Annotated in this window: 12 protein-coding genes and 2 pseudogenes; 12 read left to right on the top strand and 2 right to left on the bottom strand. The window is 41.2% G+C overall.

Features of this window, described 5'->3' with window-relative positions:
• Both HT687_RS07420 and HT687_RS07415 read left to right on the top strand, forming a co-directional pair.
• Positions 1-239 (top strand): annotated as a pseudogene (locus HT687_RS07420) (hypothetical protein); the annotation flags it as partial.
• Positions 240-518: 279 nt separating this feature from the next.
• Positions 519-962 (top strand): annotated as a pseudogene (locus HT687_RS07415) (adenylosuccinate lyase); the annotation flags it as partial.
• A gap of 288 nt (positions 963-1,250) precedes the next feature.
• Here HT687_RS07415 and HT687_RS07410 read toward each other — a convergent pair.
• Complete coding sequence (locus HT687_RS07410) at positions 1,251-1,520, bottom strand: hypothetical protein (protein ID WP_165852423.1); 270 nt, start codon at positions 1,518-1,520, stop codon at positions 1,251-1,253.
• Positions 1,521-2,135: 615 nt separating this feature from the next.
• Here HT687_RS07410 and HT687_RS07405 point away from each other — a divergent pair.
• Complete coding sequence (locus HT687_RS07405; protein ID WP_172924133.1) at positions 2,136-8,087, top strand: DUF1542 domain-containing protein; 5,952 nt, start codon at positions 2,136-2,138, stop codon at positions 8,085-8,087.
• A 112-nt stretch (positions 8,088-8,199) separates the two neighbouring features.
• Here the strand turns inward: HT687_RS07405 and HT687_RS07400 are convergent, their stop codons facing one another.
• On the bottom strand, positions 8,200-10,296 hold the full coding sequence (locus HT687_RS07400) for a GH92 family glycosyl hydrolase (RefSeq protein WP_172924132.1): 2,097 nt from the start codon (positions 10,294-10,296) through the stop codon (positions 8,200-8,202).
• Positions 10,297-10,466: 170 nt separating this feature from the next.
• On the opposite strand from HT687_RS07400, the gene HT687_RS07395 reads away from it, so the two are divergent.
• The 9 genes from HT687_RS07395 to HT687_RS07355 all read left to right on the top strand — a co-directional run.
• Positions 10,467-11,747 carry a glycoside hydrolase family 125 protein gene (locus tag HT687_RS07395; protein WP_172924131.1) on the top strand — a complete coding sequence of 427 codons (1,281 nt, stop codon included), beginning with the start codon at positions 10,467-10,469 and terminating at the stop codon, positions 11,745-11,747.
• Between the two features lie 98 nt (positions 11,748-11,845).
• Entirely contained in the window at positions 11,846-14,491 is a 2,646-nt protein-coding gene (locus tag HT687_RS07390; RefSeq protein ID WP_172924130.1) for an alpha-mannosidase, read from the top strand.
• Positions 14,492-14,574: 83 nt separating this feature from the next.
• Entirely contained in the window at positions 14,575-15,444 is an 870-nt protein-coding gene (locus tag HT687_RS07385; protein ID WP_172924129.1) for an ROK family protein, read from the top strand.
• Complete coding sequence (locus tag HT687_RS07380; protein WP_172924128.1) at positions 15,438-17,318, top strand: beta-N-acetylhexosaminidase; 1,881 nt, start codon at positions 15,438-15,440, stop codon at positions 17,316-17,318. Before HT687_RS07385 ends, HT687_RS07380 begins: the two co-directional genes overlap by 7 nt.
• Before the next feature lie 786 nt (positions 17,319-18,104).
• Positions 18,105-18,620 carry a hypothetical protein gene (locus tag HT687_RS07375; RefSeq protein WP_023937341.1) on the top strand — a complete coding sequence of 172 codons (516 nt, stop codon included), beginning with the start codon at positions 18,105-18,107 and terminating at the stop codon, positions 18,618-18,620.
• A gap of 355 nt (positions 18,621-18,975) precedes the next feature.
• Positions 18,976-19,545, top strand: coding sequence for a hypothetical protein (locus HT687_RS07370; protein ID WP_138699463.1), 570 nt, complete (start codon positions 18,976-18,978; stop codon positions 19,543-19,545).
• Positions 19,546-19,559: 14 nt separating this feature from the next.
• The gene (locus HT687_RS07365) at positions 19,560-19,904 is read left to right on the top strand and encodes a hypothetical protein (RefSeq protein WP_138699462.1); all 345 of its coding nucleotides are present in this window, start codon (positions 19,560-19,562) and stop codon (positions 19,902-19,904) included.
• On the top strand, positions 19,904-20,326 hold the full coding sequence (locus HT687_RS07360; protein WP_239683182.1) for a preprotein translocase subunit SecB: 423 nt from the start codon (positions 19,904-19,906) through the stop codon (positions 20,324-20,326). The genes HT687_RS07365 and HT687_RS07360 overlap by 1 nt, the downstream gene beginning before the upstream one ends.
• 569 nt (positions 20,327-20,895) lie before the next feature.
• Positions 20,896-22,916, top strand: a 2,021-nt coding sequence (locus tag HT687_RS07355) for a YSIRK-type signal peptide-containing protein (protein ID WP_155449048.1), incomplete at its 3' end; no start/stop codon positions are given.

The following is a 22,916-nucleotide window of genomic DNA, read 5'->3' as shown; positions in this document are numbered from 1 at the left end:
GAGCTGAGGGGATTGAACAGGGCATCGAAAAAGGTTTAGAACAAGGACTTGAACGTGGTCGAGCTGAGGGGATTGAACAAGGCATCGAAAAAGGTTTAGAACAAGGACTTGAACGTGGAAAACTTTTTGCCTTTCTGGATATGGTTCGCCAAGGACTTCTGACTTCCGAGGTTGCCAGCCATCAGCTGGGTATGACTGTCGCTGAGTTTGAGTCGCTATTGAAAAAACATTACAAATAAGACCTAAAAAAATACAGAGAAACCAGCAAAGACGAGGTTCGCAAAGCATGGTTGGAGTTTTTTGGGAATAAACCTTTTACCCAGGAACTCGAGCGAGCCATCAGCCAGGCAGACCAACTGCTGGACTACAAGAGCTGGTCCGAGGAGGATAGGGAAATGTTTAGTGAATAACGCAGACGCGAAGAACAAGCCTTGCTAGCGCAGAACTATGCCTTGGAACAAGCTGAAGAAAAAGGGTTGGAACGCGGTCGTGCAGAAGGGATTGAACAGGGTTTAGAGCGTGGTCACATGATTACAGCCTATGAGAATGTGGCTCTCTGGCATGAACACGACATTTCCCACTCATCAGCTGAGCGTATCATCACACCTGATACGACCATCTTGATTGACTACATGCTCAACCGTTTTGGAAATATCGTCAAGAACTTGACGGTCTTACCAGAAAACATGATCCGCAACATGAACGCGACTTTTGGTCTGATCTTTAGCCAACGTGCCATGTTGACCTTGATTGAACAAGGCATGACCCGTGAGCAAGCCTATGACTTGGTACAACCAAAAACAGCCTACTCTTGGGACAAGCAAGTAGACTTCAAACTACTTCTGGAAGCAGATCCAGAGGTGACATCACGTTTGACACAAGAGGAAATCGATGAGATTTTCAACCATCTTTACTATACCAAACGAGTGGAGCCTATCTTTGAACGTCTAGGATTAGAATAATTAGAAAAAATCGAATTTCTATGACTCCATTTACAGGAGTAGCAGAACTTCGATTTTTATGTTATCTCAAAGCCCTTTGCTAAAAAATATAATAGATTGAAACTAGAATAGTACACCTCTGCTTCTAAAACATGGTTAGAAATCGATTTGATTGTCCTGATTGATTTGTCCTATTTCTATTTCATTTTACTATAGAACCGTCCCATAAGGAGGGAGATTGGAAAATCTCCAGACTAGAGAAGTCAGCGACTTTTTTTGAATCTTGTTCCTTAAAGCTAGTCGTCTTTTTCAAATGACCTGAATCTGCTTTAAAGCTGCCCCTACTGAAGGGAGAGCACAATCAAACTGTGCCGCAATTTCCCTGAAAGCAGTCTCGAGATGAGCCTCTACAAAAGCTTTCGACTCCTCTATAAGGAAGCTTTCGATTTTTGATGACTGGCTCTTTCCGCTCTCAGTGTCCTTGTTCACCTCATTTCTTTTCTTAGCTGAAGAGAGTTCTGAGACCAAGATCAAAAACTTTGGCTGCCTCGGCAGGCCTGTGTTCTTTTTTGATGCCATCCAATGCTCCTTGCTTAAAATCAGTAGGCTAGGCCATGGCTTTCTGATAACCTGCTTGTTTAAAACTGAGCAGCTATAGTAAGTGGTCAAGGCTAGTCAAGTAGTCAGGAGAGGTAAGGAGCCGCTATCTTCTGTTCTATGGCAAGCAATCAGAATAGCTAGTGATATCACTGGCAGTTTCTCTTTTTTAGGCTCCTTGCATCTTGTCATCTTCAAATGATGCCAATGAAAAAGGCGCAACCCCTTACATTTTTTCTACTTATTGTGTCGAGGCTAGTGAAAAAGATAGAGTTATTTTGAAAAAATAATATTTATAGAAATTAAGGGTTGAGTGAATCCTAAAAAATCAGAGCATAAGATGCCATGAGAATCAGTAAATCCTTAACAAATTCATAAAATAATAAAAAATATGGATAAAAAAACCGAATAAAATTCACGAAAATCGAAAAAATGTTTTTTTTTTTTAGCAAAATATTAGCAAACAAAAAAGTTGCATATATCTTGGTAATTATGTATCATAGTAACGTAAATCTATGCATAGAGGAAGTATCCTTCTATAAGGAAGGAGGAGCCTCTCTTACGTAGAAAAATATAATCTTAAAGGAGATTTAAGTAATGGACAAGAAAGTATCCATGAGTCGTTCTGAGCGCCTGCGTCGTGAGAAGGTCACGCGTTATTCTATTCGTAAATATAGTTTTGGTGCGGCTAGTGTGGCAGTAGCGGCTCTATTTATGTTTTTGGGGAACGGAGCAGTGTCAGCTGATGAGAATGGCACAGACCCACAAGGCGGAGCCGCTGTGGCAGCTAGCCCTAACAGAGGGGGGGAGGCTGACCCGGGAGGTGGAGCAACGTCTACTGGTGCAGAAAATGGAGGAGCAACAGCTGGGAGTGAGGCCCCTGCAGCTACCACTGATCAGCCTCCAGTGGTAGAGATTCCATATTCTAATACTACTGAAAGAGAAATCTATGTCTATGGTGCAGAAGAAACCTCATTTGAAATCAAAATTAAAGATGATGCAGGTAAGATTAAGGAAGCTAAGCTGCTGAAAGGTGGGAATAATAGTTTCCGACCTGTAAATGGTCAACCTAATAAAATCAATGTGGAGTATGGATATGAAGCAAATGTTTTTACATCTGAAACAGAAGCAACAAACGAACATCCAGCAGTTATTACCTATTCAGGTACTCCAAAGGTCGATGGTTCTTTGACACAACCTAGATTGGAAGCTGCAACTAGAGGTGAAAATCCTAGAGGAATTAATTTAGGTTGGCGTTACGTACGGGTACGTGATACTAACAGTATGGACTTTACGGGTTCTAGCACTGAAAAGAATAATGACCATGCCTTTAATGTTGTGCTGAAACCTCAAAATCAAAAATATGATATGACAACACCAGCAACAGAAGCTGAAAAAATGGCAGTAAGGGATGCCAACAATGTAAGTGAGCAAGAGTTTGAAGCCATAAAGAGAAGGCTCAAACTGGAGTACTCTAAACAAAATAACGACCTGAACCTAACGTCGAAAGGTGGTCAAAACGTAGAAAATAGAGACTCTAAGATTAAAACTATTGAAAAAGAAGCTAATAATATTGTAGTAACCTATAAAGACGGATCTGTAGATAAAAAACCATTAACAGAGTTTGCGCGTACAAATGCTGCTCCGACAGTTGAGATTCCATACTCAAATGAAGCTAATAAACAAATCTATGTTTATACAGGTGAAAACACTGATCTAACTTTCAAAGGTACAGATGAAAACGAAGTTAAAAATCTTTACTTACGTGGACCTGGAGATATTACATCGAATAACGCGAATAAATATGGATTTACAACAGGTAAAGTTGAGAATGGTGCGGTAACTGGCGAAGGATCAATCTCTGACGATAAGAGAACAGCTACTATCAAGATGACTGGTAAAACTAATCTAGCAGCTGGTAAACAGTGGACAAGTTTCGTCGTTTCTAAAGATAATGACGGTAAACTTTCAAACACTGATTACAGAGCGCTAGATAAAGATCCTAATGCGAGACAAAAACCAGGATATGTTCGATTCGTAGTTAAAAATCAAACATCTAAATACGATATAGCAACTCCAACTGAAAAAGTTGCTGTAGCAGACCCAGCTAACGTAACAGAAGATGACTTAGCTAAAATCAAAGAAAAACTACAACTTGAATACAATAAGAATAATGATGATGCGAATATCTCAAAAGATTCTCCAGTTACAGATAAAGATTCTAAAATCAAGTCATTAACAAAAGATGCTAATGGAAATCTTGTTGTAACCTATACAGATGGATCTACAGATAAAAGACCATTATCAGAATTTGTAACTCTTGATAAACAACCTGCGATTGATGCAGTGAACAAGGCTGCAGAAGATAAGATTGCAGAAATTAATGCTATTACAGATCCTAATACTACTGATGATGAAAAACAAGCCGCTATCGCTAAGGTAAATGCAGATAAGGAAAAAGCATTAGCAGCAATTAATGATCCTAGCCTAACAACAAAAGCTGCCTTGGATCAAGCTCAAACTGAAGGGACAACCGCCATTGCAGCAGACAATCCAGTAGTAGCTAAAAAAGCTGAAGCCAAAGCGGCAATTGAAGCAGCTCGTAAGGCTAAAGAAGATGCTATTAATGCAGACAGAAATCTATCAGAAGCTGAAAAAACAGCCGCTATTGCTAAAGCCAATGAAGCAGCCCAGGCAGCAACTGAGAAAATCGATGCAGCGACGACAGATGCAGCTGTAGATGAAGCGCAAACAGAAGCCACTACAGCCATTTCTAAAGTAAACCCAATCGCTAAAGAGAATGCTAAGGCAGCAATTGCCAATGCCTTAACAGCTAAAAATGATGAGATTGATAAGCGCACAGACCTAAGTCAAGCAGAAAAAGACGCAGCTAAAGCAGAAGCCAAAAAATTAGCTGATGCAGAATTAGCTAAAATCAACGCTCAACCTGATAATGAAGATACAGAAGATGCAGCTCGAGCAACCCAAAAACTTGTGGACGCTGCAGAAGATAAAGGTGTAGCGGATGTTACCTCTGTAACTCCAGTAGCCAAAGCAGCTGCTAAACAAGCAGTGGCAGATGAATTAGCTGCTAAGAATAAGGAAATCGATGACCGCCAAGATCTAACAGCTGAAGAAAAAGATGCAGCTAAGAAAGAAGCTCAAGCGAAAGCAGCTGAAGCGAACAAGGCCATCGATGCTCAACCAGATGTAGCCGCAACACCAGAAGAAGCCAAAGCAGCTCAAGATAAAGTAGAAGCCGCTAAGACACAAGGTGTAGAAGCGATTAAAGCTGTGAATCCAGAAACAACTGCTAAAGCAGCCGCTGACAAAGCCATTGATGACGCTCTTGCTGCTAAGAACAAGGCCATTGATGAGCGTACAGACTTGACAGATGCAGAGAAGAAAGCTGCTAAAGACAAGGCTAAGGCAGAAGCAGACAAGGCTAAGGCAGCAGTAGCAGCCGCAACAAGTGATGCAGAAGTAGCCAAAGCCAAAGAAGCAGGTGAGTCTGCAGTTGGTGCTGTGAATCCAGTAGCCAAAGATGCAGCTAAGAAAGCAGTGGCAGATGAATTAGCTAAGAAAGAAGCAGAAATTGATGCCCGCCAAGATCTAACAGCTGAAGAAAAAGATGCAGCTAAGAAAGAAGCTCAAGCGAAAGCAGCTGAAGCGAACAAGGCCATCGATGCTCAACCAGATGTAGCCGCAACACCAGAGGAATCAAGGAAGGTTCAAGGAGCAGTAGATAGTGCTAAGGAACACGGTGTAGCAGCGATTAAAGCTGTGAATCCAGAAACAACAACTAAAGCTGCAGCCAAGAAAGCTATTGATGATAAGCTAGCTGAACAACTAAAAGCCATTGAAAACACACCAGATGCTACGGATGAAGAAAAAGCTGAAGCTGCTGAAAAAGCGACAGCCTTAGCCAAAGAAGCTAAGCAAGCAATTGATATTGCTACAACAGATTCAGAGGTTAAGAAACTTCAAGATGATGCAAATGCTGAAATAGGGAAAGTTTTACCTGTTGTAGAAGATAAACCAAATGCTCGTAAAGCCATTGATGAGCAAACAAAAGCGAAGAAAGAAGAGATTGACGCGCGTACTGACTTATCTCCTAAAGCGAAAGAGAATCTTAAAGATAAAGCAGATCAAATAGCAGCCGAAGCTAAGAAATTAGTAGATGCTGCGAATAAAGAAGCAGATGTTAATAAGATTCAAGACGCAGATAAATCGGCAATTAGAGCAGTTGGGGATATTAACAGACCAATTGATAAAGTGCTAGTTAATGATCCAGCCAACCTAAAAGCTGAGGAAAAAGCTAAAATCTTAGAAGAAGTGAAGAAAGTGAACCCAACAGCCAAAGAGGTTAAATATAACGACGCTGGAAATATTGAAGTTACTACAGCAAATGGTGATAAGGGAATCATTAATCCAACTGATCTGGTGAAAACGTTGGAGAATCTAGATAATGGTAAAGGTGGAAACGATATTAACAAACCACTTGATAAAGTTATCATCAAGGATAAATCGATGTTGACAGAGTCAGAAAAAGCTCAAATTATTGCTGCTGTTAAGTCTGTAAATCCAAATTCTATTGTGCTACTCGATGCAGACGGAACTATTTCAGTGTCTACACCAGAAGGTCAGACTGCAACGATTCCATCAACTGAGTTAGTGAGAACTAAGGAAGATACAGCTAAATCTGACGCAGGAAATGGTGAAATTGTTAAACCAGCAGATAAAGTGGTTGGTGAACCGACTGATTCAGCTGCACAAGCCAAAGTAGAAGAAAAATTAAGAAAACTCAATCCTGAGGCTAAATCTGTTAAATTTGATGATAAAGGTAACGCTACTGTTACTTTAAATGATGGAACTGTGGCAACAATTCCATGGAAAGATTTATTCAAATCACCGGAAGATGCAACTAAACCAAACGCAGGCAACGACATCGTTAAGCCGGCGGATAAGACGGTTGTAGCGAACTCAGACAAGTTGACAGTTGCAGAGAAGAAAGCTATTGAAGAGAAGGTTAAAGCAGTTAACCCAGGAGCGACTGTAGTAGTGGACGATAAAGGAAATGCCACAGTCACAACACCAGAAGGTAAAACAGCCGTTATTCCAGCAACAGACTTGACGAAGTCAGCAGCAGATGCAGCTAAACCAAATGCGGGCAATGATGTCAATACACCAGCAGCTAAAACTGTAGCAGCGAACCTAGACAAGTTGACAGACGCTGAGAAGAAAGCTATTGAAGAGAAGGTTAAAGCAGTCAACCCAGGCTCAACTGTAGTAGTAGACGATAAGGGTAATGCTACAGTTACAACACCAGAAGGTAAGACAGCGGTCATTCCAGCCACTGATTTAGTGAAAACACAAGATGATATTACTAAAGAAAATGCAGGCAATGATGTCAATACACCAGCAGCTAAAACTGTAGTAGCAGATCCAGATGCCTTAACTCCAGAAGAGAAGAAAGCTATCGAAGAGAAGGTTAAAGCAGTCAACCCAGGTTCAACTGTAGTAGTAGACGACAAAGGTAATGCAACAGTAACTAAAGCTGATGGTACAGTTCTGAATATTCCAGCTTTAGACCTAGTAATCCCAGCTGGAAACCTAGCTGACGAAGCTAAGACTGCTAAAGTGAAAACACCAGCATTCCGTACATTAGTTGGAAACAAAGATAACTTAACGGAAGATGAAAAAGCAGCAGTTAAGAAAGCAATTGAAGCCGTCAATTCAGGAGCGACTGTAGTAGTAGACGATAAAGGTAACGCCACAGTAACACTAGATGGAAATACAGTATCGATTGCAAAAGACCAATTAGTGAAAACAGAAAGTGATGTAACAGCTAAGAATAGCGGAGATAACATCAACCTTGACTTTGAAAAAGAAACAGTAGCAGACTTTACTAACTTAACAGATTCAGAAAAAGAAGCTGCAAAAGCTAAGATTAAAGCAGCAAATGCTGATGTAGTAGATGTTCTCTTTGACAAGGCAGGAAATGCAACTGTTGTAACTAAAGATGGCAAAGTTTTAGCAATTACCGCTGAAGCTATCTTTAAACAAGCTCCTTCAGCTCAAAATAACGGAGCTACTAACACTGAAGCAAAAGTGGATAAAGCTAAGTTAGCAGGCGCTATTCGTCAGTTAGATGGACTAATCATCCAAGAATCAGCTAAGCTTGATGCAGAAACTGCAAAAGAAGCGACTGACTTATTGGCAGACGCTAAGAAAGTATTTGCCAATGCAGATGCAACTCAGGCAGATGTGGCTGCAACGGTTAAACGTATCGAAGACTTCCTGGCGAAAGTTTCTCCAGCAACTAATCATGCAAGTCCAGCTAATGACCAAGCTGCTCAAACACCAGCTGTAGTTCCAGCTCAAGCAGCAAATGCCAACCAAGCAGCAACAAACGTGCGTACAGTCGCTAAAGAGTTGCCAAATACAGGTACAGCAGATTCTACTGTAGCTATGGTAGCAGCTGCCGCAAGTGCCTTACTTGGTCTTGGTCTTGCAGGTCGTCGTCGTAAAGAAGACGAAGAAGCTTAATTGGTAGATTATTTGATAATTATCAGATGATAAGTCCGATTTTCAAAGCTTAACAAGTACCTCTCATAAGAAAATCTCCTAGCAGGAAAGCCTGCTAGGAGATTTTTGCATTTCAGGAAGTGGACGGCTGACTTGGTAACCAGCTGAGGGTGAAAGTTAGCTGATCAGCTTTTAGGAGGTCTTGGTGTTGAATAGTTGATACTAGGTTTTTGTCCAGTCGGCATTCTTTGACAAAGTTGAAGTGGCTGTGGTTTTGCTCCGTATGAATATCCAGCCATTTACCTTCTTTAGCTAGGTAGACTCGTAGATGGTCAAAGAGAGGGATTCCGAGATCATAGCTTGATTTTCCTGGACAGGTAGGATAAAATCCGAGAGCTGACCAGATGTACCAAGCAGAGAGACTGCCATTGTCTTCATCGCCAGGATAGGCTTGCCAACTTGGGTGAAAGGCTTTCTGACGGAGCGTCTTGATAAGAAGGGCAGTGTAGTCAGGGTAATTGCTGTAGCGGAAGAGATAAGGAATGTGGAAGCTCGGTTGGTTGGAAATAGCGACTTGTCCAAAAGGAGCAGTAGCCATCTCGCTCATTTCGTGAATCTCGTAACCATAGCCAGTCGTCTCAAAGAGGGGAGCATCTTGACAGGTTTTCAAAAGATAGTTGCTGAAGGCTTCTTTTCCACCCATAAGTTGGATTAAATCTGGGATGTCGTGGAGGACGCCTAAAGTTGCTTGGATGGCTGAACATTCGGCATAATCACGTCCCCAACTATAGGGAGAGAAGTCAGGGCGGAAGTTGCCTTGATTGTCTCGCGCTCGCATGTATCCTGTTTCAGCATCAAATAGATGGCGGTAATTTTGTGAAGCAGTCCTATAGGTTTCAGCAATTTCAACTTTCCCTAGTTTTTTGGCACAGCTGGCGATACAAAAGTCACTATAGGCATAGTCTAGGGTATGACTGACGCTTTCGTGGTGGTCGGTAGAGAGGTAGCCCAGTTCTTGGTATTGGGCTAGTCCGTGACGGCCATTGATACCGAGAGGGTCGGACTTGTTGGCTGTTTCAAGCATGGCTTGGAGGAGTTCTTCTTCTAGGTCGGGGGCCATGTCCTTGCAGGCGCTATCTGCGATAATGCCGTCTAAAAGGGTACCGGGCATCATGCCACGTTCATCTGGAGACAACCATTTTGGAAGGAAACCAGTATCGCGGTAGCTATTGAGAAATCCTTCTAAAAAGAGACGATAATGCTCTGGTATGACAAGGGCAAAGAGGGGGAAGGTGGTGCGGAAGGTATCCCAGAAACCATTGTTGCTGAAGAGAACCCCGGGCTTGACAGTGCCAGTAGCCAGATCCATGTGGATGGCTTGCCCTGATTCATCAATCTCATAAAAAGTTTGAGGAAATAGGAAGAGTCTGTAAAGGCAGTGGTCAAAGAAGGTTCTATCAGCCTCTCCTGTCTCTATAACGTCAAAACGATGGAGGAGATTTTCCCAATCCGCTTGAGCAGTGGATTTACAGTTATCAAAATCTTTTTGAGGTAGATTAAGCAGAGCCTGAGAGTGAGAGATGAAAGAAGTCGCTAGCTGAATTTCAGCATGACTATCTGCCAGGTCGATTCGCCAGTCTCCCCCTTCTTGGCTAACAGCAAGAATATCCGTATTCATTTGCAGGGCAGTGAATAGTTTTAGTGGATTTTTGTTGGTTTCAGTTTTACCTTCTTGTCGTAGGGCAAGAGTTCGCTTATCTACTTGCTCCACGGTCAGTTCATCTGCTGCGTGAAGATAGAGGGAGAGGGCTTTGCCTTGCTTTTGCTCCAAACGAATAGAAGCACCGTAGCAAGTCGGTGTGAGCTGGGTTTCAATCTGATAGCGCAGGGAGAAAATCTTCAGATAATGAGGTTTGAAAGAGGCCTTATCTATGTCATAAGAAGACTGGCGATGGAAGAGGCTGTCTCCACCCAGTTGGCCTGTGACAGGTGTCAGAAGGAGCCAAGAGTAGTCCCCAATCCAAGGGCTGGGCTGGTGAGTTAATCGAATTCCCTGAAAGATAGGCAGATGCGGATCGAAAAACCAAGATCCATCCTGGTCACTGGTCTGGGGCACAAAGTAATTCATCCCAAAAGGCACGCCTGTGTATGGCAGGGTATTTCCCCGAGAGAAGGCATGCTTGCTGGCAGTACCAAAGCGGGTATCGATGCTTTCAAGTAGTGGTTTCATAGTCTTTCCTTTAGCTGTTTTTCTACATTATATCAGAAAAATGGCGCCTTTAGAAAAGGAGTTTTAAAGATAACTATTTTGTAGAAAAATGACTATCATTTGTGTATGTATTTTCTGTCCCAAAAGCTATATACTGAAAATGAAACTTGTTTGAAAGAGGATACTGCACGATGATTTATTCAAAAGAAATTGTTAGAGAGTGGCTAGATGAAGTAGCAGAGCGGGCTAAGGACCATCCAGAGTGGGTGGATGTTTTCGAGCGTTGCTACACAGACACCTTGGACAATACGGTTGAAATCCTAGAAGATGGTTCAACCTTTGTCTTGACTGGGGATATTCCTGCTATGTGGCTTCGAGATTCGACAGCCCAACTCAGACCCTACCTGCATGTGGCTAAAAGAGATTCGCTCCTGCGTCAGACCATTGCAGGTTTGGTCAAACGTCAGATGACCTTGGTACTCAAGGATCCTTATGCCAATTCCTTCAACATTGAGGAAAACTGGAAGGGGCACCATGAGACTGACCACACAGACCTTAATGGCTGGATTTGGGAACGCAAGTACGAGGTGGACTCGCTTTGCTATCCTTTGCAGTTGGCTTATCTTCTCTGGAAAGAGACTGGCGAGACTAGTCAGTTTGATGAAACTTTTGTCGCAGCGACTAAGGAAATTCTCCATCTGTGGACGGTGGAACAAGACCACAAGAACTCTCCTTATCGTTTTGTTCGTGATACCGATCGTAAGGAAGACACCTTGGTAAATGATGGCTTTGGACCTGATTTTGCAGTGACAGGCATGACTTGGTCAGCCTTTCGTCCGAGTGATGATTGCTGCCAGTATAGTTACTTGATTCCGTCCAATATGTTTGCAGTTGTTGTTTTAGGGTATGTGCAAGAAATCTTTGCAGCATTAAACCTAGCTGATAGCCAGAGTGTTATCACAGACGCTAAGCGTCTTCAGGCTGAAATCCAAGAAGGAATTGAAAACTACGCCTACACAAGCAACAGCAAGGGCGAAAAGATTTATGCCTTTGAAGTGGATGGTCTAGGAAATGCCAGCATCATGGATGATCCAAACGTACCAAGTTTGTTGGCTGCGCCTTATCTGGGCTACTGCGATATTGACGACGAAGTCTATCAAGCCACTCGTCGTACCATTCTGAGCCCTGAAAATCCCTACTTCTACCAAGGAGAATACGCTAGCGGTCTTGGAAGTTCTCATACCTTCTATCGCTATATCTGGCCAATCGCTCTGTCTATCCAAGGCTTGACAACAAGAGATAAGGCAGAGAAGAAATTCTTGCTGGATCAGCTGGTTGCTTGCGATGGTGGTACAGGTGTTATGCACGAAAGCTTCCACGTGGATGACCCAACTCTCTACTCTCGTGAATGGTTCTCTTGGGCCAACATGATGTTCTGTGAGTTGGTCTTGGATTACTTGGATATCCGCTAAGGAGCGCGCTTTAGCGCAACTGATTCTTGGAAAGAATCACAAATTTACATTTAAAACGTTAACAATAAAAATTTAAATTTAGAATGAGGTTTTACTTCATGGAAAATGTTGTCGTACATATTATCTCACATAGTCACTGGGACCGTGAGTGGTACTTGCCTTTTGAAAGCCACCGTATGCAGTTGGTGGAATTGTTTGACAATCTTTTTGATCTTTTTGAAAATGATCCTGAATTCAAGAGTTTCCACTTGGATGGACAAACCATTGTCCTTGATGACTACTTGGAGATTCGTCCTGAAAATCGCGACAAAGTTCAACGCTACATTGACGAAGGAAAATTGAAGATTGGTCCATTTTACATCTTGCAGGATGATTATTTGATTTCAAGTGAAGCCAATGTCCGTAATACTCTTATCGGTCAGCAGGAGGCTGCAAAATGGGGCAAATCAACCCAGATTGGTTACTTCCCAGATACCTTTGGAAATATGGGACAAGCGCCTCAAATTCTTCAAAAATCAGGCATTCATGTGGCAGCTTTTGGTCGTGGTGTGAAGCCGATTGGATTTGACAACCAAGTCCTCGAAGATGAGCAGTTTACTTCTCAGTTTTCAGAAATGTACTGGCAGGGTGCAGATGGTAGTCGTGTCCTCGGGATTCTCTTTGCCAACTGGTACAGTAACGGGAATGAAATCCCAGTTGATAAAGATGAGGCCTTGACCTTCTGGGAACAAAAATTGTCAGATGTGCGTGCCTACGCTTCGACCAACCAGTGGTTGATGATGAACGGATGTGACCACCAGCCTGTACAGAAAAATCTGAGCGAAGCCATTCGTGTGGCAAATGAACTCTTCCCAGATGTAACCTTTGTTCATAGTTCTTTTGATGAATATGTCCAAGCCGTGGAAAGTGCCCTACCAGAGCAATTATCAACGGTTACAGGTGAGTTGACCAGTCAGGAAACAGATGGTTGGTACACACTTGCCAACACTTCTTCATCTCGTATTTATCTCAAACAAGCCTTCCAAGAAAATAGCAACCTCCTAGAGCAAGTTGTAGAACCCTTGACGATTATCACTGGGGGTCACAACCACAAGGACCAGTTGACCTATGCTTGGAAAACTCTTTTGCAGAATGCGCCGCATGATAGCATCTGTGGCTGTAGCGTGGACGAAGTTCACCGTGAGATGGAAACGCGTTTTGCCAAGGTCAACCAAGTAGGAAACTTTGTTAAAAGCAATCTTCTTAATGAGTGGAAGGGTAAAATTGCTACGTCTAAGGCTCAAAGTGAATATCTCTTTACTGTCATTAACACAGGCTTGCATGATAAGGTTGATACTGTCAGCACAGTGATTGATGTTGCGACTTGTGATTTCAAGGAATTGCACCCAACAGAAGGTTACAAGAAGATGGCTACCTTAACCTTGCCAAGTTATCGTGTGGAGGACTTGGATGGGCGTCCTGTAGAGGCTAAAATCGAAGACCTCGGAGCTAATTTTGAGTACGATTTACCAAAAGATAAGTTCCGCCAAGCTCGTATTGCTCGACAAGTGCGCGTGACCATTCCAGTTCACCTAGCGCCGCTTTCTTGGACAACTTTCCAATTGCTGGAAGGAGAGCAAGAACACCGCGACGGTATTTACCAAAACGGAGTGATTGATACGCCATTTGTAACAGTGAGTGTGGATGACAATATCACAGTTTATGACAAGACAACTCACGAAGCCTATGAAGACTTTATCCGCTTCGAAGACCGTGGTGACATTGGAAATGAGTATATCTATTTCCAACCAAAAGGAACAGAGCCAATCTTTTCAGAGCTTAAGGGCTACGAGGTCTTGGAAAACACAGCTCGTTATGCTAAGATTTTGCTCAAACATGAATTGACCGTGCCTGTCAGTGCTGATGAAAAGCTAGAAGAAGAGCAAAAAGGCATCATCGAGTTTATGAAGCGTGAGGCTGGACGGTCAGAAGAATTGACAAGCATTCCTCTGGAAACTGAGTTGACTGTCTTCGTTGACAATCCACAAATTCGTTGCAAGACTCGCTTTACCAACACTGCCAAAGACCACCGTATCCGTCTCTTGGTCAAGACTCATAACACGCGTCCAAGCAATGATTCTGAAAGCATCTATGAGGTGGTGAAACGACCAAACAAACCAGCTGCTTCATGGGAAAATCCTGAAAATCCTCAACACCAACAAGCCTTTGTTAGTCTGTATGACGATGAAAAAGGGGTGACTGTATCTAACAAGGGATTGAATGAATATGAAATCCTTGGAGACGACACCATTGCCGTGACTATTTTGCGTGCATCAGGTGAGCTAGGTGACTGGGGTTACTTCCCAACACCAGAAGCTCAGTGTTTGCGTGAGTTTGAAGTCGAGTTTGCGCTTGAATGCCACCAAGCCCAAGAACGCTTCTCAGCCTATCGTCGTTCCAAAGCCTTGCAGACACCGTTTACCAGCCTTCAGCTTGCTAAACAAGAAGGAAGCGTGGCTGCGACTGGTAGTCTCTTGAGCCATTCTGTTCTCAGCATACCGCAAATCTGTCCAACAGCCTTTAAGGTAGCTGAAAATGAAGAAGGCTATGTCCTTCGCTACTACAATATGTGTAGTGAAAATGTGCATGTACCAGAAAGTCAACATCTCTTCCTTGACCTACTTGAACGACCATACCCAGTTCATAGAGGCTTCATTTCACCACAAGAAATTCGTACAGAATTGATTAAAAAAGAAGAAATTTAATTTCAAAAAGTAAACATAAAAAGAAAGGAGGGGCGAAAAGGTAAGAACTAACTGCTGATTCGCCCCTTTTTATGGTAAAAACAATGACTATTGCAACGATTGATATCGGAGGGACTGGGATTAAGTTTGCCAGTCTGACTCCTGATGGGAAAATATTGGATAAGATAAGCATTCCAACGCCTGAAAGTTTGGAGGATTTACTAGCTTGGCTAGACCAGCGCTTGTCAGAGCAGGATTATAGCGGGATTGCTATGAGCGTTCCGGGCGCGGTCAATCAAGAGACAGGTGTGATTGATGGCTTCAGTGCCGTCCCTTATATCCACGGCTTTTCGTGGTATGAGGCGCTTGCTCATCATCAACTACCTGTCCATCTGGAAAATGATGCCAACTGCGTTGGACTCAGTGAATTGCTGGCTCATCCAGAACTTGAAAATGCAGCCTGTGTCGTGATTGGGACAGGGATTGGCGGAGCCATGATGATCAATGGTAGACTTCATCGAGGTCGCCACGGTCTGGGTGGAGAATTTGGCTACATGACAACCCTTGCCCCTGCTGAAAAGCTCAACAACTGGTCGCAACTAGCGTCAACTGGGAATATGGTACGATACGTGATTGAAAAATCTGGTCAGACTGATTGGGACGGTCGCAAGATTTACCAAGAGGCCGCAGCAGGAAATACCCTTTGCCAAGAAGCAATTGAGCGCATGAATCGTAATCTGGCTCAAGGCTTGCTCAATATCCAATATCTGATCGATCCAGATGTCATTAGTCTGGGAGGCTTTATCAGTCAAAATCCAGATTTTATTCAAGGTGTCAAGAAGGCTGTAGATGACTTTGTTGATACTTACGAAGAATACACGGTCGCACCTCTTATCCAAGCCTGCACCTATCATGCAGATGCCAATCTCTATGGTGCCCTTGTCAACTGGCTACAGGAGGAAAATCAATGGTAAGATTTACAGGACTTAGTTCCAAACAAGAGAAAGCATTAGAGTTGCTTAAAAAGCACATTCTGCTACCAGATGTAGAGGTAGCAGTCGCTCAGTCTGACCAAGTCTCTATCTCTATCAAGGGTGAGGGTGGCCACTATCAATTGACCTACCGCAAACCTCACCAACTTTATCGTGCCTTGTCCTTGTTGGTAACAGCTCTAGCAGAAGGTGATAAAGTAGGGATTGAGGAGCAGGCGGCTTATGAAGAGTTGGCCTACATGGCAGACTGTTCTCGAAATGCGGTGCTAAATGTGACTTCTGCCAAACAGATGATTGAGGTCTTGGCTCTCATGGGCTACTCAACCTTTGAACTCTACATGGAAGACACCTACCAGATTGAGGGACAGCCTTATTTTGGTTATTTCCGTGGGGCTTATTCGGCTGAGGAGTTGCAGGAAATAGAAGCCTACGCCCAGCAGTTTGATATGACCTTTGTGCCTTGTATCCAGACCTTGGCCCATTTGTCGGCCTTTGTTAAATGGGGTGTCAAGGAAGTGCAGGAACTCCGTGATGTGGAGGACATTCTTCTTATCGGCGAAGAAAAGGTTTATGACCTGATTGATGGTATGTTTGCTACTCTGTCTAAACTGCAAACCCGCAAGGTCAATATCGGGATGGACGAAGCCCACTTGGTTGGCTTGGGACGTTATTTGATATTGAACGGTGTTGTGGATCGTAGTCTCCTAATGTGTCAACACTTGGAGCGCGTGCTGGATATTGCTGATAAATATGGTTTCCACTGCCAGATGTGGAGCGATATGTTCTTTAAACTTATGTCAGCAGATGGCGAGTACGACCGTGATGTGGAAATTCCAGAAGACACTCGTGTCTACCTAGACCGTCTCAAAGACCGTGTGACCTTGGTTTACTGGGACTATTATCAGGATAGCGAGGAAAAATACAATCGCAACTTCCGCAATCATCATAAGATTAGTCATGACCTTGCCTTTGCAGGTGGAGCTTGGAAGTGGATTGGTTTTACGCCTCACAACCATTTCAGCCGTCTAGTGGCTATTGAGGCAAGTAAAGCCTGTCGTGCCAATGACATCAAAGAAGTCATCGTGACTGGTTGGGGAGACAATGGTGGGGAAACAGCCCAGTTTTCTATCCTACCAAGTCTGCAAATCTGGGCAGAACTCAGCTATCGCAATGACCTAGACCGACTGTCTGCTCATTTCCAGACCAATACAGGTTTATCGGTTGAAGATTTTATGCAGATTGACCTTGCCAACCTCTTGCCAGACTTGCCGGACAATCTCAGTGGCATCAATCCCAACCGCTATGTCTTTTATCAGGATGTTCTCTGTCCTATCCTGGATCAGCACATGACACCTGAACAGGACAAACCGCACTTCGCTCAGGCTGCTGAGATGCTTGCTGAAATCAAAGAAAAAGCAGGAAATTATGCTTACCTCTTTGAAACTCAGGCCCAGTTGAATGCTATTTTAAGTAGCAAAGTGGATGTGGGACGGCGCATTCGTCAAGCCTATCAAGCGAATGATAAGGAAAGTCTGCAAGAAATCGCAAGACAAGAATTACCAGAACTCAGAAGCCAAATTGAACACTTCCATGCCCTCTTTAGCCACCAATGGCTGAAAGAAAACAAGGTCTTTGGCTTGGATACAGTTGACATCCGCATGGGCGGACTCTTGCAACGCATCAAGCGAGCAGAAAGCCGTATCGAAGCTTATCTGGCTGGTCAGTTTGACCGCATCGATGAGCTGGAAGTAGGAATCTTGCCATTTAACGACTTCTACGCAGACAAGGGCTTCGCAGCCACAACAGCCAACCAATGGCATACCATTGCGACAGCTTCAACCATTTATACGACATAAAAAACAAGAACACCTTGCCTGGCGCAGGGTGTTTCGCGTGAAACAGAAGAATTATCTAGTTTCAAATGCCACAGTTAGACAAACTTATGCTAAAATAGCAGAAAGGGAATGTTTCCTAAGAGCAATTCTATCGATTAGCAATTGGAGGTATTGTGGTACACTTAAAATTAGTAAAACAAGTGTTTTTTTGTGATGGTTTCAGATAAGAGAGTTTTTTAATACTCAATGAAAATCAAAGAGCAAACTAGGAAGCTAGCTGTAGGTTGCTCAAAACACTGTTTTGAGGTTTCAGATGGAAGCTGAGGAGGTTTGAAGAGATTTTCGAAGAGTATAAATTTGTTGAGCGTGTAGCTAATACGTATCAAGTCTGGTAGATTGAGAAAACTTGACAAAAAATTAGATAGTGCTAGAATAACATTAACGAAAGACATTTGAGGGCAGAAAGGTTCCTGCCACACCTTGCAAAAGGGTATCTGAGATGCTGGGTACACCGACCAGCCAAAGGGTCCGTTATTTCAAAGGAGGGGCTTAAATGCTCCTTTTTTATTTAAAAATTTCAAAATAGATTACACTCACCGCAGGCTTAGGCTTGCGTTTTTTTTGTTTGACAAAATTAAAAAAATGTGTAAGAATAAGTAGAATTGAAAACAGGAAAACTCACCTCTTTTCGATTCGTCTAGCCTTTTCGTGAGGCAATGAGGGGGCGGAGAGACGCGCTCGTCAACAGAAGTATCTCATTGGAAATGTTGCTCACTTTTTAGTGAGCTTTTTATCTAGGGAATAGAAATGAAAAGCAAAAAGTTAAAATTAGGTCAAATTGATTTAAAAATGTGCAAGGATTACGACCTTATTCAAGCGATGGACTATGACTTTAAGACGAAGGAAGTAATGAATAAAGGAAGGGGATTTGCGGTAACTGTTGTCAAAATACAGGGGCTAACTTTCTTGATTCCATTTAGAAGTTACATTCCTAAAAAGTATCAGTTGAAGTATAAGCTTCGAAATTCGGCAAAAGAAGGATATGTTGAAGGATTAGATATTGGTAAAACCTTGATTTTAGAAGATGAAAGTTATTTGCTAAATACTACTTTTCGCCTTCGGAAAGTCGAAGATTATTATAAAGTAATGGACAATGATAGAGCTATAATTAATAAGTTGGTAAAAGCTATTATAGACTATAACCGTGCTTTAGAAATGAACGATAGAAACAAACTTGAAGATCCTAAACGCTTTAAATTCTCAACATTCCAGAATTATTCTACTAGATTAAGAGTCATAACAGAAAAAGACTATTTAGAATAGATAATGTTTCCGCAGGCTTAGGCTTGTGTTTTTTTTATAGTAGATTGAAATAAGATTTGAACAAATTGATTAGGAAAGTCAAATTAATTTCTAGCAATGTTTTAGTAGTCGCAGTGTACTGTTCTAGTTCCAATTCACTCTATTCTTCAAAAAATCCCGATTTTATGGGGTTTTAATTCTGATAAAATCCGATAATTTCGGCATGATAAGGTGAGGTAGTTATTGTCTTAATGCTCAGTTACGTTCTGGAAATCGCTAGAATGTTTTCAAAAAATCCCGTAATAGTTGAATTATCTAAGCTTTAACAGTATAATCAAGTTAGTAGCTTCATCAGGAAGTTCTATGCTACAATATAGTGGGTGGCACGGCACCATCAATAAAAGAAAAGATTCTATCTGCTGGTTTTTCTTATGAGAAATATAAACCTGGTATTCATAAACAGAGACATCCGAACGACTTGGGTAATGGTATTTACTTTTTTCTACCTTTTGACAAAGATACTGGTAAAACGATTGCTTCTGCTTATGTAGCAAATTATAAGTCATTTGAACTAAGCAAACCCGAGGTTAGGCCTGAGTTAATTCATGTTAAAATCACCCTAAAATCTATAGAAAAGATTTTTATTTTAGATAACCCAAAAAACCAAAGCTTATTAGAGGAATATCGACAAGCGGCATCTATTCAAATTGAACGTGAGATTACAGATATTGCAGATAGCGGAGCCAAAAATAGAGCTACTCTTCTTAACCAAAATCAAGGATTAATTATTGAACTGTTGCTTGATTTAGCGTCTCAGCATGGGAAGAATTATGAAGCAGTGCAGTCCAAAACATATACTGCTATTCCATCTTTACCAGTAATTGACGGAAAGAATGGAGAGGAAATTTGTATCCGTGATTTAAATTGTATTACAAACATTTTATAAATAAGGAGGCTTTTATGAGTTTATTGTCAAACTTTTTAGGAACTGAAGAATTTTCTTTGATGGATTCTCCAATGTTCCAAGAATTAGTTGAAAATATTAAGGCCAACAAAATTTATTCAGTAAACAATGAATTTGATTATGATTTGAATATATCAGGAAGTCTTAAAAAATATAAAGATGAAATCCATTTTACTCCTCAATTAAATAATCAAAAAGAGTTTTATGATTTGAATTCTATAACTAAAGTAAATGCAATGCCTAAATATAATATAAAAAACAAGAAGTCATGTTTTTCATATTTACCAATAGATTCTGAAAACTTAATTACAACAAAAGAAAATAGTGAGGTGGCAGCTTAATGTCCTCTTTACAATTTAAAGATTATTTTTTAAATGAAGTATCCTATCGAAGAAATCCTAGTTTTGACCAAACAAATAGTACTATTAATTTACATCCTGAATTGTCTGCACAGATTTTAATAAGAAAATCTGAAAACCTTGCTTATGTTAACTTGATAACAAAGCAAGGAAATATAGATTCAGATGATTCTGCTTTTGAGCTTATTGTAGATATTGTTGGAGAATTTTCATTTATATATGACGAGACAGAATTTGATATTGATTTTGAAACTTTTCTTAAAGAGAATGGTTTAGCAATTCTTTGGTCCTATATTCGGCCTATCGTATCTGATATGATTACTCGGCGGAATGAGTTCCCCAACTTCATATTGCCTGTCGTTAACATTAAAAAATGCTTGAAGACAAAGATTCTATCAAGTTAACATACGAATAAAAACAGTGTATGTATTTTTCAAAGTTCCAATGAAATGCTTTCACATTTAAAAGGTATTCGGAGAACTATAAATCAAAATTGTGATAAAAATAAATAGGACCAAAGAGTTTTGTATGATAGTAGTGCAATTTGAAACTCTAGCTGTTTCTCGAGCTTATCGTTCTTGAACTATAAAATATTTCTAAAAAACTGATAGAATCATATATTTTAATAATATACGAAGAATAACGCTGATTTTTCAAGCGTTTTTTCTTTTAAAACAGCTAGCAGGTGGTGAAGTGAAAAGCTTGACGATCAAGTCAAACAATGTTGGTTTCAGCTTGCCGTATATATGTTGAGGCTGGGTAAAAAACAAATTTCAGGAGAAAATGAAGTCAATATTTCCACGATAAGATATATGATATCAAGCTTAGTTCATAATGTTTGATTTATAAAAAGAAAGAGAGTATAATGAGTTAAACCTACCTAAAGTATGCTCAAATATTTTAGGGGGGGCTTTTTATTTGCCCTTCCATTATATATTAAACGATAATTATCGGAAAAGGAGCAAAATGATATATGTTTTATAAAGGTAATGAAGATAGAGAAAAACAATTACGTTTTTCGATTCGTAAGGTTAGTTTTGGAGCTGCTAGTGTTGCAGTAGCAGCCTTGTTCATGTTTCCAGGAAATGGGACAGTGTCTGCCACAGAGCAAGGTGTAACCCCAACTAATGAGGGAAGACAAGGCTCACCACTGAAAGAGCCAGATGTCCAGAATGGAACCTACGGGGCGACTCCAGTAGTCAGTCAGTTGGATGGAAATTCTGGTAGCAGTGAGGCTTCCGCTCCAAAAAATCAAGAAGGAACAAGTACTCCAACATCTACTGATGCAAGCGCACCATCAGTCGAATCACCTACTGTTTCAGCAACAGAAGAAAAGTCAGCAGAGAAAAATACTGAGGTGCCATCTACAGAAGCAAATAGCGTAGAAAACAAAGAACAAACAAGAGTAAAAACTGAAGAGAAAGCTGCTACTCCAGTAACAGAAAGCCACAAACCGAAATTACGTAAAAAACGTGATATAAGTGCCACTCCAGATGCAGATGTTGCAACGGATGATCCATCAGCAAATCAGACTTACACAGCACCAAGCGCTGATGCTAGTGTGAATCAGCTTGCTAAAGCTTTACAGGATTTGCCTGATAAGGTAGAAAATAACGACAAGCTTTCTAAGAATATGGAGAATCTTGGAGCATCTAAAAACGTTTCTGCTGGACAAGTATTAGAGATAGATGAGTTTGGTGGCTGGAAAGCTGTAGGTGAGAATGGTAAGTTCGTTATTGCGAGAAAAACAGCTGATGGAGTTTTCCCATTAGAGACAATCAACTCTACCTTAGATGATACTGTTTGGTTAACAGAGCAAGCTTTTGATAGAACTAGTGACTACACATTATTATTATCGAAAAGTAGAACTAGGGCGAATATGACTGATGTAGTAGCTGATGGAAGTACCTATAGAGAACGGGGTGAAGGTACTGGAATTACTAAGAATGTAGTAAATTTCCAAGGGATTGAGAAAGTATTCAAAGCTTATTCTACAGAGCTTGGCACTAATGTTGTAGTGAAATTTAAAACAGGTTATGCTGGAGATTCTGAAGGTAAGAAGGCGAATTATAAGGTAGAAGTTTTCAGCATAGCTGGAACTACTGAAACTAAAGTGTATGAGACTACTTTTGATCCACAAAAAAATTCCAAGGATAACGATAAGGTAGTAACCAAGGCGAGTGATGGAACTAATAACTCTAGAATTAGAATTTCAACTACGTCGAATAGTTTCGTGCGAGGACAAACTAAGACTCGTCAAGGTTTTATAGGCAAGGAAGCAGCTGAGAAGAAAATTGCTGAACCAGGAAATGTTCCGAATGGTACTCCAGGAACATTTACAAGTAGAAATATTGAGTTGCCAAAAGGTGTTGAAAAATATAAAGTAAGAATTAGCCTAGCAAATCAAAATGAAACAGGGATGAGTTATCAGGCTTGGGATCTCAAGTATTCTTTACCTATTACAGGAGTAGATTTCACTATCACACAAGACACGAATAAAGTAGCTAAAAGCTTATTACAACGTGTTTATGATAAATTGAAAGAAACAGAAGAGGCTGATACCAAAGGTAAGACAGAAACAACTATCAATGCTTATAAAGCTCAGTTAGAAAAAGTAAAAAACTTATTAGAAGGTAATTTGAAAGCCACTCAAGATTATAAAAAGCTTGTAACTGATGTATTAATGGAAAAAGCAGCTCTAAGAACTGATAAGTCTGGTTTAACTACTTCCAAGCAGACTATAACAGATTTGATAGATGAAACACCTGAACCAACAAGTGGGAAAACACCAAGTTCTGTAAGGGCGTATACAGCTGCAAAAGAAGAAGCGAAAAAAGCCCAAGTAGCAGCCCAGTCAGTGTTAGATAAAGATAACCCTTCGTCTGATGAAGTGGAATTAGCAATTTCCAAGTTAAATGAGAAAATAGCGGAACTAAAATTAGCACGATCTGAACTAGTCACAGCAGCGACTGATGATCAAAAAGATGAGTTATC

Source organism: Streptococcus sp. 1449 (assembly GCF_013276805.1).
Lineage (GTDB): Bacteria > Bacillota > Bacilli > Lactobacillales > Streptococcaceae > Streptococcus > Streptococcus pseudopneumoniae.
This window is presented reverse-complemented; position numbering and strand designations above follow the sequence as displayed.

Bases quoted from the DNA above. Each gene is read 5' to 3' on its own strand.
- HT687_RS07410 (WP_165852423.1), bottom strand. From the start codon at position 1,520: ATGGCATCAAAAAAGAACACAGGCCTGCCGAGGCAGCCAAAGTTTTTG.
- HT687_RS07405 (WP_172924133.1), top strand. From the start codon at position 2,136: ATGGACAAGAAAGTATCCATGAGTCGTTCTGAGCGCCTGCGTCGTGAG.
- HT687_RS07400 (WP_172924132.1), bottom strand. From the start codon at position 10,296: ATGAAACCACTACTTGAAAGCATCGATACCCGCTTTGGTACTGCCAGC.
- HT687_RS07395 (WP_172924131.1), top strand. From the start codon at position 10,467: ATGATTTATTCAAAAGAAATTGTTAGAGAGTGGCTAGATGAAGTAGCA.
- HT687_RS07390 (WP_172924130.1), top strand. From the start codon at position 11,846: ATGGAAAATGTTGTCGTACATATTATCTCACATAGTCACTGGGACCGT.
- HT687_RS07385 (WP_172924129.1), top strand. From the start codon at position 14,575: ATGACTATTGCAACGATTGATATCGGAGGGACTGGGATTAAGTTTGCC.
- HT687_RS07380 (WP_172924128.1), top strand. From the start codon at position 15,438: ATGGTAAGATTTACAGGACTTAGTTCCAAACAAGAGAAAGCATTAGAG.
- HT687_RS07375 (WP_023937341.1), top strand. From the start codon at position 18,105: ATGAAAAGCAAAAAGTTAAAATTAGGTCAAATTGATTTAAAAATGTGC.
- HT687_RS07365 (WP_138699462.1), top strand. From the start codon at position 19,560: ATGAGTTTATTGTCAAACTTTTTAGGAACTGAAGAATTTTCTTTGATG.
- HT687_RS07360 (WP_239683182.1), top strand. From the start codon at position 19,904: ATGTCCTCTTTACAATTTAAAGATTATTTTTTAAATGAAGTATCCTAT.